This window comes from Mucilaginibacter sp. Bleaf8, assembly GCF_018390515.1.
GTDB lineage: Bacteria > Bacteroidota > Bacteroidia > Sphingobacteriales > Sphingobacteriaceae > Mucilaginibacter.
Window position 1 is genome coordinate 1,588,715 of record NZ_JAHBBK010000001.1, and the last position, 13,871, is coordinate 1,602,585.

Here is a 13,871-nt window from a genome sequence, read left to right on the forward strand (position 1 = left end):
GTTTCTTAACCTGATATAGCTAAAAGATAATCCATATCCTGACTGTTGCCATTAGCAGTAAATCTTTTGAGATAGGGTTTACCTAACAGACGAACCATCTGCGGCAAGGATATCCCCTTTAAATTAACGGTGCGCTGCTCGTGCTTTTCGTTGTTAGCTTCCAGGTGCCGGTAAGCTTCTTCCGAAATCAGCATATCATTGTTTACCTCCTTGGTTTTGGCCTGCAGCCGGGAAGCAATGTTAACCGGCAAGCCCATTACCGAAAGCTGCGCTGGCGACTGCAGCCCGAACTGCCCTACCACTACGTTGCCGGTATGTAAACCAATACCTATTTCGAGCGGGTGGTTATAATACGGTGTTGCATAGGCATCATTAAACCAGGAGATGGTACTGAAAATATTTTTAGCTGCCTCATACCCTTGGTTAATCGCTTCTTTAATATCGGTACTCAGTCCGAATACGGCATACAGGCTGTCGCCGGCCATTTCTACCACAGTGCCTTTAAAGTGGTTGATAATTTGGTTAAAGCCGGAAAATAAACGGCGCACTACTTGTACCACCTCCTTTGCAGGGCGCGACTCCATAAGCCCGGTAAAGTTTCTTATATCCAAAAACATTATAGCCAGCTCCTGTTCTGTATCAGCAGAAACAGAAAAGCTACCCGCATTGGCAGCTAATGTTCCCTTACATAAAGCCATGTTTTGCGATTGTGCACAAAGCTGGTCTAACAGCTCGCCATCCTTCAGCAGTTTGTGGGGATTCAAGGCATCAGCTGCCGATGAATGAAACGGAGTAGAGTTATTTTCCATATAACCATGATTAGTGTTTAAGGGGTACACAAAACTCAGTAAAACAATTCAACATTTTTTACCGTCTGATAAGACCTGATTTTTCTATGACGGCATTGGGATATTGTTATGACAATAGCTGTGGCTTTAAATAGAAACTCATTCTTGCAACTGAGGCTTCTATTGGTATTATACAGCCATTAGGAACGCTACATAACGGTTAAAGAAAACCTTGGTTGGCTTAACTTTGACTACTTCACCCGATGTTTACTACTTATGTACAATTTTCTATAGCATCGGCACTTACGATGATCGGCATCTTTCAAAGGCGCTACAAGTGCTTTGTCTGGTAGCTCCTGGCAACAAAGCTGATCATCGCTAAAAGGAAGACAATGCTGACAAGAACACTGGTGTAAACTAAAGTATGATGCTGTGGCATAACGCCCAGATAATCGGCTGCCGGCAATTTGTTAATCAACATATAAGTGAGCAGGAAAAAGAAAACTTCGAACAGTTTTTTACCGCCACTTAGAATACCTGTGCTTACTGCCAGCAAAACTACCAACAAGGCTCCGGCAACGATGTTTAAGATAGCTAAGCCATTCAAGGCAATCACATAACGCAGTATTAAGGGGAGTGATAACCCTATAGCTAACAAAAAGCCGGCTATGATTTGAGCAGGCAGCATGCGTTGCAAGGGTTTGTAAGCTGCATAAGTAAAATAATGGACCCGGTTAGACTTTTCTTTTGTGACCAGATCTGACCAGCGGGTTACCTGCAAGAACCATAAAGCCGGGAGCAGATATGACGAGGCGACAGTTAAAGGGGCAAACAGCATACTTAAGCTTAAACCTATATTCAGTAGCCACAGCCATTTGTTCCCTTGCCTTACTAACAATAACAATTCTGTTTTAATAAAGGGAAACATGCTGTAATCGAAATTTACAGGTGGCATTGATGCTCGGCTTATCCCAGATGGCATCATAGAGAAGCCTTCCTTCTTTTGAATAAGATCCTTCTGTTTTTTCTTTTTCCTGACTCCATTACTAAAATCGAAGCGATGAAAAAAGAACGACGATAAGTAAACAAGCCCCAAAGCAAAGCTCATCCATAATAACCGGCTGAAAACAAACAGGCTTGTCCAACTGATGCCATTCCAAACAAATGTTTTAAATGGCTGACGCTTATTGAAGATGAACCCAAAGGATACCTGTTCGATATGCTGGTGATATTGCGCATTTACCTGATTTTTGACACTGCTTGTAACTAAGCTTAGACCAAACGGATCAAAAATGCCGCTGGAAAGATGGTTACCTGGCTTATTAATAGCAGCCATGCATGCCCCGCAGAGGAAGAAATATAAAATAAATTGCAAGATGCTGCGCTTTCCTAAAAATACTTCGGCAACAACGGCTAACGAGGCAACCAGGAACATGGCAGGCAATACAAAAAACAGGTAGGGTAACACGAAATGGGCCAGTACAAACGGATAACCAGCACCACGCACCAGGAACATCAATATACTGACCACGAACGTACAGCCGGCAATAGTACAAAGTACTGCGTAATTGCTGAGCTGTTTGCCTAAAAGATATTTGAAATTGGAAACAGGCATGGCGGCAATAATTAAGCCTACTTCCGTATCTATATCCCTTCTAATACTGTTATTAACCAGCAAGAAACCGTAAAAAGAAAGCATCACCGCAGTCATCGTAGCTGAAATATAACCTACCCAAGCGGAATTGTAAACACTTTTAAATCCAACCGTGCTCAACGTAGTATAAGAAGCGCTGGTTGGCGGCACAAAAAGATAGGCTACATAAACGGTAACAGCCAGGGTGATCAAAAAGGCATAGCTGCGGGTGCGCTGCAAATAATCAGCTTTTATAATGCTATAAATGTAAGGCATCAGTTTAAGCTTTATTTTGAGTTAATAACAAGTAAGCATCTTCCAAACTGGCATCAATAGGCTTTGCCTCGGGAATGGCAGAGTTGTCGGGGTTGATGAAACGTACTCTGGTACGGGCGTCGTGGCGTCCGGTATCAATGACCTGGTAACGGGTTTTAAATGCGGCAACGTCGGTATTTTCTAATAGCACTTCAAATATTTGTCCGTTGGCCTGTTCAATGATCTGATTCGGGTAACCTTTGGTAACCAGTTTTCCGCCCTGCATAATAGCTACCTCATCAGCGATGGTTTCAATATCAGATACAATGTGCGAGGACAGAATGATGATACAATCATTTGCCATCTCAGTGATCAGTTGCCTGAACCTCACCCGTTCTTCGGGGTCAAGGCCTACTGTAGGTTCATCAAATATCAGCACTTTGGGATCGTTGAGCAAGGCCTGCGCAATACCAACGCGTTGCTTCATCCCGCCGGAATAGGTACCGATAGGCTTTTTAGCATCGGCAGTAAGGTTAACACCTTCCAAAAGCATATCGATACGCCGGCGCAAACCCTTACCGCCTACGCCTTTCATTGCTGCAATGTATTCTAAAAATTCGTAAGCATTTAAATTGGGGTACACGCCAAAATCCTGCGGCAGGTAGCCTAATACTTTACGAATAAAATTAGGGTTGCTTACAATGTCTACACCGTCCAGGAACAAAGTACCACTTGTGGGTTGACTTATGGTAGCGATGATCTTCATCAAGGTTGATTTGCCGGCCCCATTTGGACCCAGCAGCCCCAGTATACCTTTATCAATCGTGATGGAATAGTTTGATAACCCAATTTTAGCTGCGTTATATTGTTTGGTTAGCCCCTTAATTTCTAATGCCATAGTGTTTAGTAGTAGCTATGATGCAGTTTGCCCCCCTGTGGTTACAGTAGATAAAAAATAAATGTGTTTGCAGCTACTTTAGCGATGACGTAACTGGTAAAGAAAATGACCGTTTTCTTTATGTTTTAGAACGGTAGCGACAAAATTGAGCTTTAGTCTGCATAATTTTATAAAGCAGCCCCCTTCTTGGGCATTACTTATTATACACACCGATCTAAGATTGCTTTTTGGATGTAGATAGAAGTAATGAAGTTGCCTTGATAAATCAAAGTAACGTTGGTAGAGCAAAAGACGAGTTTGTTTACTATAACGTTTTAGTAACCATTCCTCATGCGCCGGCTATACTAAAGAAATGACCAAGATGGGGCTCAAACTCAAAGCTCTTATTTTGCAAAGCATAAAATTTAAGCTTTGGTTGTTTGCTTCAAAAAACACTTTTAACAAAAAAAGCCATCAAGTTTTTGACTTGATGGCTTTTGCTCCTGAGGCTGGGCTCGAACCAGCGACCCTCTGATTAACAGTCAGATGCTCTAACCGGCTGAGCTACTCAGGAGTATTCCGGTTGTATTCCAAGAAGATTAAAAAGCCATCCAGGTGTTGATGTCTGAATGGCCTTGCTGCTCCTGAAGCTGGACTCGAACCAGCGACCCTCTGATTAACAGTCAGATGCTCTAACCGGCTGAGCTATTCAGGAGTATTTTCCGGTTTGGAGTGGTGCAAAAGTATAAACTCTGCGGTAATTTCACAATATTTGCAGTAAATTTTTTTAAAAATATTTTTCATGAGTTTATTAGTAATTGGTACAGTGGCATTTGACGCTATTGAGACTCCCTTTGGCAAAACAGACAAAATTGTTGGCGGGGCGGCTACTTATGCCGGCCTGGCTGCTTCATACTTTTATAACCCGGTAAAAATTGTAGCTGTAGTGGGCGACGATTTTCCAAAAAGCGAGATTGAAGACTTTCAAAACCACCATATTGATACCGAAGGCCTGCAAATAAAACAAGGCGAGAAATCGTTTTTCTGGAGCGGCCGCTACCATAACGACATGAACAGCCGCGACACACTGGTTACCGACCTGAACGTGCTGGCTGATTTTGATCCCATCATCCCGGAATCGTACCAGGATTGCGAATACCTGATGCTGGGCAACCTTACCCCGCAGGTGCAGCAAACGGTGATTAACCGCCTGCATAAGCGCCCTAAGCTGATTGTGATGGATACCATGAACTTCTGGATGGATATTGCCCTGAACGATTTGCTGGATACCATCAAGATGGTGGACGTATTAACGATTAACGATGCCGAAGCACGCCAGCTATCAGGCGAGTATTCGTTAGTTAAAGCTGCACAAAAGATATTAACCATGGGCCCTAAATACCTCATCATTAAAAAAGGCGAGCATGGTGCTTTGCTGTTCAGCGAAGACAAGGTATTCTCGGCCCCTGCCCTGCCGCTGGCCGAAGTATTTGACCCAACCGGCGCCGGCGATACCTTTGCGGGCGGCTTCATCGGCTACCTGGCCAAAGTAGGTACTATCAATTTCAACAACATGAAAAATGCGATCATATACGGCTCGGCCCTGGCATCATTCTGCGTTGAAAAATTCGGCACCGAAAAAATCAAAAACCTTACCCAAGAAGAAGTTGCCGAACGTGTGCAGCAGTTTGTAAGCCTGGCTAAGTTTGAAATTTAAGCCCCACCCAACCCTCCCCGGTAGGGAGGGCTTGAAACAAGAATGGCATTCTATGCTTGCATAGGATGCCATTCTTATTTATGAATCTTTTTATTAAAAGCCCTCCCTACCGGGGAGGGTTGGGTGGGGCTATTTTACCTACCACTTCAAACTTTGCAAAAACGCCCTCGGTATGTGGGGCATCCTTTAGTTCTTCGGTTAAATCCTGGCCTGCCCAGTGTTCGTAATGCTTGCCGTTGCGCCAAAGCCGGCTTTCGGTTACATCATAAATTAAGCCCTGGTAAGCCACCCATATTTGCGGCTTATCCTGCCCGTTGCGTAAAGCTAATTGCGATTTGGTGTATAACGGCAAACTCATGCAGTAGCAGTTTTTTTTCGCTGTTTAAAATACTCAAAGAAACCTACATTCATCACCAACAAGGCCATTGAGTAAAAATGATCTTCTACCGGTATGGTACCAATGCGCTTGCCTATATTTTCGGCATTGTTATACATCACTATGGGTACCGCGGTTAATACGCCATTCACAATATAAAACGGCAACAGCGATACAATGTAAGCCATATAGTACCGGCTAAGCCAGCGTGGTTTAAAAACAAACTGAAGCAACACAAGCAGTACCAGCAGCAAACCAAAGTTCACCAGCGTATACAAACGGTCATGATAAGTAACCACCATCCCGGCACTCAATAAAATCAGGATAACTGAAATAACTTTGGTGACCGATTGCGGTATAGACCAGCTTACATAGTAGTTGAGGCAGGCATAAATAAAGATGCAGGAAAACGGCACCGTTAAAAAGAACAGTATTTCTTCAATAGGCAAGCCCCAAAATGCAATACCGGTAATATAATCGGCATTGAATGACCATACACCTTTAACAGTGAACAGTACATCCCAGAATAAAAACACCATACCTGTGATTGCCATACCCGGCCATATATACTTCCAGCTCTTATAGTACTGTACCCGCTTATCGAACGATAGCAGTACCGGGAAAATAATTGTCAGAAAGTTGATGAGCAGGTAGGCGTATTTCACTTCAGTTCGGCTAAATGTTTATGCAGGCGTTCACTCTCCTGTGCAGTACAACGTTTGGAATCGAGCAGGAATTTGATGATAGTTACCGCTACATCCTTATCGGCAGCGGGATAGTTCTTTTTATCCAATTGCTGAATCATCTCTTTTCGATCCATATCCAGATGCTTGTCATACCCCAAAAAGCCGGGCAAATTGTGTTCTATCGAAAAACGCATAAAGCGAATCTCCATATTATGCGGCTCTTCGTTTACGGCTGTTTGAAGCGTATTTTCGGCATCCTTTATATATTTAATTTTGTAATAAGGATTCCAGGTATACTTGGCTTTCAGTGCCTGTACAGCGCCATAATAGCTTACTATCAAAGGCGGCTTATTTTTATCAGCGCCCAGCACCTTGTAAAGCGAATCATTCACGCTGCGTTTCTCAAGCGCCTGCACCAGTTGCTTGCGCAACAATTTAACATCGTATTTCTGAACACTGGTAAATGCAGTTATGAGCGCTGCCGAAAGTATCAGCACCGCTACAACAAAACCTTTTCTCATGCTTAAATTACTCTTAATTTCTGATGCAAAATAGCTTTGCAGTACAACGCCATTTTATGCGGATCTGATACACGTATGCGCTTTTGCAAAATTACATTGGCTGGTGTGCGGCTTATTTTTTTAAATAGCTGCCGGTAATATACGTAGGCTATGTACACACCTAAGCGCGTACCCTTAGGCAACTGCTTAATACCCTCAAAGGCATCATCAAAATCTTTTTTGATATCCGCCTCTATCTGCAGCTTATCTTCCTCTGTAAAGCGGTTAAAATCAATTGATGGGAAATAGGTACGCCCCCGCTCCTCAAAATCAGCTTTAACATCTCGCAAAAAATTGATTTTCTGAAAAGCCGATCCTAAGCTACGGGCCATAGGCAAAAGCCTTTGATAAAGCTCCTCGTCCTTTTCGCAAAACACGCGCAGGCACATCAGCCCAACTACCTCTGCCGAACCGTAAATGTATTCTTTATATCCGCCTTCATCATAAGCGGTAATATCCAGATCCATTTCCATGGAACGCAAAAAGGCATCGATCAGTTCATCTTCAATGCCATACCGGTTTACCACTTGCTGAAATGAATGCAATACCGGGTTTAAACTAATTTTTTGACGGATAGCAACAAATGTTTCGGCCCTGAATGCAGTAATAAGCTGTTGCTTATCATAGTCATGAAACGTATCCACAATCTCATCCGCGTAGCGCACAAAACCGTAAATGGCATAAATAGGGTAACGAAAGCGTTTACCGAAAGCCTTTATGCCTGTGCTGAATGATGTACTGTATTTATTGGTAATTACTTTACTGCACTCAAAACACGTTTCATCAAATAAATTCATACAGGATCCAAAAGGTATATAGTATCAAAAGTACAGAATAGAATTGTATTTGTTTGCCGCACCACCAAACAATTGCTTACTTTGAAACGATTAAACAAATCATGAATAAACAACAACAGGTCATGGTAATAGGCGCCGGCTTTTCGGGATTGGCGGCGGCTACTATACTGGCCAAAGAAGGATTTGCCGTTACTATACTTGAAAAGAACGATCAGCCGGGTGGCCGTGCCCGCATCTGGCAGCAGGATGGTTTTACGTTTGATATGGGCCCCAGCTGGTACTGGATGCCCGATGTATTTGAAAACTACTTTGCCCTGTTTGGTAAAAATCCTTCGGATTTTTACCAGTTAGAGCGCCTGGATCCCGGTTATCGGGTTTATTATGGCAAAGACGACTTACTGGATGTACCGGCCGACCTGAACGCACTGAAAGCGTTGTTTGACGAATTAGAACCGGGTAGCAGCGTAGGTTTGCAAAAATTTCTGGATCAGGCTAAATATAAATATGATGTGGGCATGGGCGAGTATGTATTTAAACCCTCGCATTCCATAACCGAATATTTTGATTTTAACCTGGTTAAAAAGAGCCTCGGCATACAATTGCTCACCAGCATGAGCAAGCATGTGCGGCAGTATTTTAAAAATCCGAAGCTTATCAAGTTACTGGAGTTCCCGGTACTGTTTTTAGGTGCCACACCGCAAAACACACCGGCCATGTACAGCATGATGAACTATGCCGACCTGGTACTGGGCACCTGGTACCCGCAGGGCGGAATGCACCAGATTGTTAAAGGCATGGTGCAGGTTGCAGAAAGCTACGGTGTACAAATTAAACTAAACACCGAGGTTACCCATATTGATATTACCAACAAAAAAGCCACAGCGCTACACACTACCCAAGGTGTTTATAACGCCGATTTTATAATAGCTGGGGCTGATTACGAACATGTGGACCAGCAGCTGATTGATAAGCCGCACCAAAACTATACGCCTAAGTACTGGGACAGCCGTACCATGTCGCCTTCCAGCTTGCTGTTTTATGTGGGTATTAATAAGAAGCTGAATAATGTACAGCATCACAACCTGTTTTTTGATGAGGATTTTGAGCTGCACGCAGATGAAATTTACACCAACCCTAAATGGCCTACCAAGCCGCTGTTTTACGCCTCGTGCCCGTCAAAAACAGATAACAGCATTGCGCCCGAGGGTTGCGAGAACCTGTTCTTTTTAATGCCGCTGGCTCCTGGTCTGCAAGACAGCGAAGCCATGCGTGAAAAGTATTTTGACGTAATGCTTTCCCGCTTTGAACGCATTACAGGCGAAAGCCTGCGCAATAACATCATTGTTAAACGCAGCTATGCCATGAACGATTTCAAGGCCGACTACCATTCGTTTAAAGGAAATGCCTACGGCTTAGCCAACACTATAACCCAAACAGCGTTTTTAAAACCAGCCATGCGGGCAAAAAACATTACCAACATGCTATATACCGGCCAACTGACTGTGCCGGGGCCTGGTGTACCACCTGCGCTGATATCGGGACAAGTGGTGGCTCAAGAGGCGATGAAGATGATGGCCTCGGCCAAGCCTTTCCGGTAAGGAGAAGGCCCCCTCTAAATCTCCCCCAGTAGGGGAGACTTTGAACAGCTGTGCTTACGGACAACAAATTACAATGTCATTTCGAACGATAGTGAGAAACCTGGCATGTGCGATAAGCTTGGCTTATAAGATCTCTCACTATCGTTCGAGATGACAGGAATTTCAAAAAGGCCTTTCCAATGTGGCAACAAAAAAAGGCCCGCTTATCAAAGCGGACCTTCCTATTTTATATATAATTCTTGAGTTTAAATATCAATTAATCTTCTTCAGCATAAATCGGTTTTTTAACACCGTTGTCATATGCTTTCAGGTTTTTCTTTAAAAGTTTGCGGGCTACGTGGATGCGGGTTTTTACTGTACCGATAGGGATAGCTAAATGATCAGCAATCTCGTGGTATTTATGGCCTTCAAAGTACATGGTGAATGGCACGTAGTAATCTTCAGGTAATCTGTCTAATGCTCTTCTGATATCATCCATCACGAATTTAGATTCGCCCTGATTTTTAGTTGAGCTGAACACCAGGTTAGCCGATGAGATCTCTTCAGATTTGGTTACAAAAGTGCTCATCTTAACAAACCGACGGTAGTTGTTGATGAATGTATTTTTCATGATGGTATACAACCATCCTTTTAAGTTGGTGCCTTCTTTAAACTTGTTGTAGTAAGTAATGGCCTTCAACATTGTATCCTGAACAAGGTCGTTAGCATCGTCTGCGTCGTGAGTAAAATGCAAGGCGTAAGAACGTAGTGAACTTGCCTGACGTAGAACCATGGTGTTAAACTCAATCTTTGTCATTCTGTTATCTGTTAAAGTTTTGTATTACTGTACAGACAAACATGATACCGTTTTATAATTTGAGCCCGAAGGCCGCTCGTGCCAAATAGCTGTTAACCGCTATAATGTTTAAACACAAAAACTTTCAATCAGCAAAACCTCATTTACAAATAACTGACAATTAGACCATTAAAACGGATATTCTTTTTAATACAATAAAAGCAAACAAAAAGGGTTGCACGCAAAAAAAAGCTTAAAAAATGTTAAAAATGCAGATTAAACTTTTTTGATTTTGTTTTAAGCGTACTGTTTTTATTGTATAATATTCACTTCACGCTCCAGCATTACGCCAAATTTAGTGTACACACTGTCTATGATTTGCGACGAAAGACTGTACACTTCCTGTCCGGTAGCGCCGCCATGATTTACCAATACCAGCGCCTGATTTTTCCAGGTACCTGTATGGCCAATGGTTTTCCCCTTCCATCCGCACTGCTCAATGAGCCAGCCTGCGGCTAATTTTACATACCCCTCGCCTGCCGGATAGTTTGCTATTGCAGGATAACTTTTATAAATAGACTCAAATTGCGCTTGCGGAATAACAGGATTTTTGAAGAAGCTTCCGGAATTACCGATAGTTGACGGATCGGGCAGTTTGGAAACCCGTATGGCCGCTACCACCTGCGATACCTCTTTAATAGTAGGATTGCTGATGCCGCGGTTGGCCAGCTCCTGCTCAATAGCACCATAGCTAAGGTTGAGCCTGGGTGTTACTGATAACCTAAACTTTACCGACACAATAATATACTGCCCCCTGAGCGCTGATTTGAACACACTCTCGCGGTATCCAAACTGGCAATCCTCTTTACTAAAAGTTTTAAACTGTTGGGTAGCTATTTCAAAAGCGCGGCAGCTTTCAAACACATCTTTAAGTTCTACGCCATAAGCCCCAATGTTTTGAATAGGCGATGCGCCTACCGAACCGGGTATTAAACTTAGGTTTTCCATACCGGCAAAGCCGTTATCTACACAAAAGTTTACCAGGTCGTTCCATACCTCGCCGGCGCCGGCCTCTACAAATACGGTATCACCCTCTGCATAATCACTAATGCCTTGTATGTTCAGGCGAACTACTAAACCGTTAAAATCGGTTACCAGCAACATATTGCTGCCGCCACCTATAACCAAACGCTCAAACGCATGCCATTGCGCATCACTAAAAAGCGAAACCAGATCCTGCTCCTCGTTAATTTCTACAAAATAGCGGGCTTTGGCTTCGATACCGAAGGTATTGTATGGTTTAAGGGATACGTTTTCCTGAATTTGCAGCATGGTGTTTGGATATTGAACTTTTGGAGGGCGAATTTCGGAATTAATAATTTAAAAGATATCTATATATCAAGATATCTTGGCCGCAACTAACTGGTAAACCTACCGCTTAAAATACTTTTTACTCGCAACCAGCAACCCAAACTCTTCTGACGGATTTTTCTCCGTTGACTTGTGATGAATTTTATGTGCCCGGCGGATGCTTAACAGGTATTTATTCCGGGTTTTAAATGCTTTAAATCGGTTATGGATAAACCAATCATGAAAAATAAAATAGATGGTACCGTAAGCGCTGATGCCGATGCCGATCCACAGGCGGTAGTCCTGTGTAAAATGCCCCTGCCACATTAGCCACATAGACAAAGCCGCAAAGCCTATGCTGAAAACATCGTTCAGCTCGAACCAGCTGTGCCGCTCCTGATGGTGGGTTTTATGAATAAACCATAACGGCCCATGAAACAAATATTTGTGAATGAACCATGAAAAGGCTTCCATAGCGGCTATGGTTGATATAACGATGGTGATATTGATGAGTATGTTCATTTTTAATTCAACCTGTTTTACTCGTTAATGTGAGACAGTAAAGGCATATGTGATAGTCGTAAGTATATAAACAGTAATTTCCTTATGCTACTGATACTAGTCTGTGTTTCTATTATTGGCCTCTGCTATTAGTTTAATTAAATATAGTAGTTATTTACTTCCTTCGTCTGCTCATTGCCGCAGAGGCTATTTCTTTTGTCATAGCCACAAAAGAAACAAAAAGGCCTAGCTGTTGCGATCACCTGTCTACCCACAAAGCCCGACGCTGGCCCGGACGCAACAGCAGCCCTACACACTGTTAGACTACTTATGCCATCCAATCAACATCCGGCAACAAAAAAGGTTGCAAGATAAACTCCTGCAACCTTCATATATTCTTTAATCGAGTGAGGTACTCAATAACCAGCTATTAGATATGTATAGCGCGGTTATCGGTAGCGGCCAAACAAGCTTCACGGATTGCTTCGGTGAAGGTTGGGTGTGCGTGGCTCATGCGGGTTACGTCTTCGGCACTGGCACGGAACTCCATAGCTACAACGGCTTCGGCAATCATGTCGGCCGCACGCGGACCAATCATGTGCACACCTAAAATCTCGTCGGTAGCGGCATCGGCCAATACTTTTACAAAGCCGTCAATATCCATGCTGGCACGGGCACGGCCGCTCGCCTTGAATGGGAACGAACCGGTTTTGAATTTTACGCCTTTTTCTTTCAGTTGCTCTTCGGTATGGCCTACGCTGGCAACTTCAGGCCAGGTGTACACTACGCCCGGAATCAGGTTGTAGTTGATATGCGGTTTTTGGCCAGCAATAATTTCGGCTACAAAAGTACCTTCGTCTTCGGCTTTGTGGGCCAGCATAGCGCCGCGCACTACGTCGCCAATAGCATATATACCTTTTACGCTGGTTTCCAGGTGGTCGTCAACGGTAATCTTTTTACCACGTTCTTCAACCGTGATGCCGATATTTTCCAGACCTAAACCATCGGTGTAAGCTACACGGCCTACGGCTACCAGGCAGTAGTCGCCTTTCAGCTCCATCTTTTCGCCTTTAGGGCTGTCAAAGGTTACGGTAACTTCGTTACCGTCAGAAGTAGCGCCGGTTACCTTATGGCCCAGGTAAAACTCCATGCCTTGTTTTTGCAATACCTTTTGAAGCTCTTTGCTCAATGAGCGGTCCATGGTTGGGATGATGGCATCCATGAACTCAATCACCGATACTTTAGCACCTAAACGGGCATATACAGAACCCAGCTCCAAACCGATCACGCCGCCGCCAATCAGCACCAGGTGCTTAGGTACTTCCGGCAGTTTAAGAGCCTCGGTTGAGGTGATGATGCGTTGTTTATCTGTTTTCAGGAACGGCAGGTTTGATGGTTTTGAACCTGTAGCTATGATCACATTTTTAGTGGTCAGGGTTTCTTCGCTGCCGTCGGCCTTGGTTACTTTGATGGTGTTTTTATCCACAAATGAACCTACGCCCTGGTAGGAGGTGATTTTATTTTTCTTGAACAGGAAAGAGATACCGCCGGTGGTTTGTGCCACCACTTCATCTTTACGTTTTACCATCTGGCCAAAATCAACCTGCAGATTTTCCAGGTTAATGCCGTGGGTTTTGAAAGTATGCGCTGCATTATGATAATGCTCAGACGAATCCAGCAGCGCCTTGGACGGGATACAGCCCACATTTAAACATGTGCCGCCAAACGTGCTGTATTTTTCAATACAAGCTGTTTTTAACCCCAGCTGGGCACAACGGATAGCAGCCACATAGCCGCCCGGGCCCGAACCTATAACGATAACATCGTATTGCATAACAGTAGAGTATTTTGTTGTGGTCAAAGGTAATATTACCTGCTATAATACAGATAATTTTTTGGTAAAGTTTCTACAGCTTAGATGAGCGAACTTTATATACTTAAAGATTTAAGTATCTCTT

The 13,871-nt window shown here is 43.5% G+C and carries 13 protein-coding genes and 2 tRNA genes; 2 read left to right on the forward strand and 13 right to left on the reverse strand.

Going from position 1 to position 13,871, the window contains the following annotated elements:
• Positions 1–5: 5 nt before the first annotated feature.
• The 5 genes from KHS38_RS06815 to KHS38_RS06835 all read right to left on the reverse strand — a co-directional run bounded on the left by KHS38_RS06815 (position 6) and on the right by KHS38_RS06835 (position 4,268).
• Positions 6–809: an adenylate/guanylate cyclase domain-containing protein gene (locus KHS38_RS06815; protein ID WP_213487746.1), complete on the reverse strand. Its 804-nt coding sequence runs from the start codon at positions 807–809 to the stop codon at positions 6–8.
• Between the two features lie 310 nt (positions 810–1,119).
• Entirely contained in the window at positions 1,120–2,697 is a 1,578-nt protein-coding gene (locus tag KHS38_RS06820) for an ABC transporter permease (protein WP_213487747.1), read from the reverse strand.
• 4 nt (positions 2,698–2,701) lie between these two features.
• Positions 2,702–3,574: an ABC transporter ATP-binding protein gene (locus KHS38_RS06825; RefSeq protein ID WP_213487748.1), complete on the reverse strand. Its 873-nt coding sequence runs from the start codon at positions 3,572–3,574 to the stop codon at positions 2,702–2,704.
• Between the two features lie 479 nt (positions 3,575–4,053).
• Positions 4,054–4,127, reverse strand: a tRNA-Asn gene (locus KHS38_RS06830).
• Between the two features lie 67 nt (positions 4,128–4,194).
• A tRNA-Asn gene (locus KHS38_RS06835) sits at positions 4,195–4,268 on the reverse strand.
• A gap of 87 nt (positions 4,269–4,355) precedes the next feature.
• Here KHS38_RS06835 and KHS38_RS06840 point away from each other — a divergent pair.
• On the forward strand, positions 4,356–5,270 hold the full coding sequence (locus KHS38_RS06840; RefSeq protein ID WP_213487749.1) for a PfkB family carbohydrate kinase: 915 nt from the start codon (positions 4,356–4,358) through the stop codon (positions 5,268–5,270).
• A 106-nt stretch (positions 5,271–5,376) separates the two neighbouring features.
• Here KHS38_RS06840 and KHS38_RS06845 read toward each other — a convergent pair whose 3' ends face one another.
• From KHS38_RS06845 to KHS38_RS06860, 4 genes are read right to left on the reverse strand one after another with little or no spacing between them, the layout of a single operon-like run.
• Positions 5,377–5,628, reverse strand: coding sequence for a cytochrome b5 domain-containing protein (locus KHS38_RS06845; protein ID WP_213487750.1), 252 nt, complete (start codon positions 5,626–5,628; stop codon positions 5,377–5,379).
• Positions 5,625–6,311 (reverse strand): lycopene cyclase domain-containing protein, encoded by a 687-nt coding sequence (locus KHS38_RS06850; protein ID WP_213487751.1) that lies wholly within the window; start codon positions 6,309–6,311, stop codon positions 5,625–5,627. Before KHS38_RS06850 ends, KHS38_RS06845 begins: the two co-directional genes overlap by 4 nt.
• Complete coding sequence (locus KHS38_RS06855; protein WP_213487752.1) at positions 6,308–6,853, reverse strand: hypothetical protein; 546 nt, start codon at positions 6,851–6,853, stop codon at positions 6,308–6,310. The genes KHS38_RS06850 and KHS38_RS06855 overlap by 4 nt, the downstream gene beginning before the upstream one ends.
• Before the next feature lie 2 nt (positions 6,854–6,855).
• Positions 6,856–7,689, reverse strand: coding sequence for a phytoene/squalene synthase family protein (locus KHS38_RS06860; RefSeq protein ID WP_213487753.1), 834 nt, complete (start codon positions 7,687–7,689; stop codon positions 6,856–6,858).
• Between the two features lie 53 nt (positions 7,690–7,742).
• Between KHS38_RS06860 and crtID the strand changes: the two genes are divergently transcribed.
• Positions 7,743–9,287, forward strand: coding sequence for a bifunctional phytoene desaturase/3,4-desaturase (crtID, locus tag KHS38_RS06865; RefSeq protein ID WP_283769983.1), 1,545 nt, complete (start codon positions 7,743–7,745; stop codon positions 9,285–9,287).
• Positions 9,288–9,543: 256 nt separating this feature from the next.
• Here the strand turns inward: crtID and KHS38_RS06870 are convergent, their stop codons facing one another.
• The 4 genes from KHS38_RS06870 to lpdA all read right to left on the reverse strand — a co-directional run bounded on the left by KHS38_RS06870 (position 9,544) and on the right by lpdA (position 13,747).
• A complete protein-coding gene (locus KHS38_RS06870; RefSeq protein WP_213487755.1) occupies positions 9,544–10,083 on the reverse strand; it encodes an RNA polymerase sigma factor in 540 nt (179 codons plus the stop codon).
• Positions 10,084–10,374: 291 nt separating this feature from the next.
• Positions 10,375–11,394: a UDP-N-acetylmuramate dehydrogenase gene (gene murB / locus KHS38_RS06875; RefSeq protein ID WP_213487756.1), complete on the reverse strand. Its 1,020-nt coding sequence runs from the start codon at positions 11,392–11,394 to the stop codon at positions 10,375–10,377.
• A gap of 99 nt (positions 11,395–11,493) precedes the next feature.
• A complete protein-coding gene (locus KHS38_RS06880) occupies positions 11,494–11,934 on the reverse strand; it encodes a sterol desaturase family protein (protein ID WP_213487757.1) in 441 nt (146 codons plus the stop codon).
• 409 nt (positions 11,935–12,343) lie between these two features.
• Positions 12,344–13,747 carry a dihydrolipoyl dehydrogenase gene (gene lpdA, locus KHS38_RS06885; protein WP_213487758.1) on the reverse strand — a complete coding sequence of 468 codons (1,404 nt, stop codon included), beginning with the start codon at positions 13,745–13,747 and terminating at the stop codon, positions 12,344–12,346.
• Between the last annotated feature and the right edge of the window lie 124 nt (positions 13,748–13,871).

Excerpts from the sequence above, each read along its gene's own strand:
- KHS38_RS06870 (WP_213487755.1), bottom strand. The coding sequence starts at position 10,083 with ATGACAAAGATTGAGTTTAACACCATGGTTCTACGTCAGGCAAGTTCA.
- KHS38_RS06820 (WP_213487747.1), bottom strand. The coding sequence starts at position 2,697 with ATGCCTTACATTTATAGCATTATAAAAGCTGATTATTTGCAGCGCACC.
- lpdA (WP_213487758.1), bottom strand. The coding sequence starts at position 13,747 with ATGCAATACGATGTTATCGTTATAGGTTCGGGCCCGGGCGGCTATGTG.
- KHS38_RS06815 (WP_213487746.1), bottom strand. The coding sequence starts at position 809 with ATGGAAAATAACTCTACTCCGTTTCATTCATCGGCAGCTGATGCCTTG.
- KHS38_RS06845 (WP_213487750.1), bottom strand. The coding sequence starts at position 5,628 with ATGAGTTTGCCGTTATACACCAAATCGCAATTAGCTTTACGCAACGGG.
- KHS38_RS06880 (WP_213487757.1), bottom strand. The coding sequence starts at position 11,934 with ATGAACATACTCATCAATATCACCATCGTTATATCAACCATAGCCGCT.
- KHS38_RS06825 (WP_213487748.1), bottom strand. The coding sequence starts at position 3,574 with ATGGCATTAGAAATTAAGGGGCTAACCAAACAATATAACGCAGCTAAA.
- KHS38_RS06860 (WP_213487753.1), bottom strand. The coding sequence starts at position 7,689 with ATGAATTTATTTGATGAAACGTGTTTTGAGTGCAGTAAAGTAATTACC.
- murB (WP_213487756.1), bottom strand. The coding sequence starts at position 11,394 with ATGCTGCAAATTCAGGAAAACGTATCCCTTAAACCATACAATACCTTC.
- KHS38_RS06855 (WP_213487752.1), bottom strand. The coding sequence starts at position 6,853 with ATGAGAAAAGGTTTTGTTGTAGCGGTGCTGATACTTTCGGCAGCGCTC.
- KHS38_RS06840 (WP_213487749.1), top strand. The coding sequence starts at position 4,356 with ATGAGTTTATTAGTAATTGGTACAGTGGCATTTGACGCTATTGAGACT.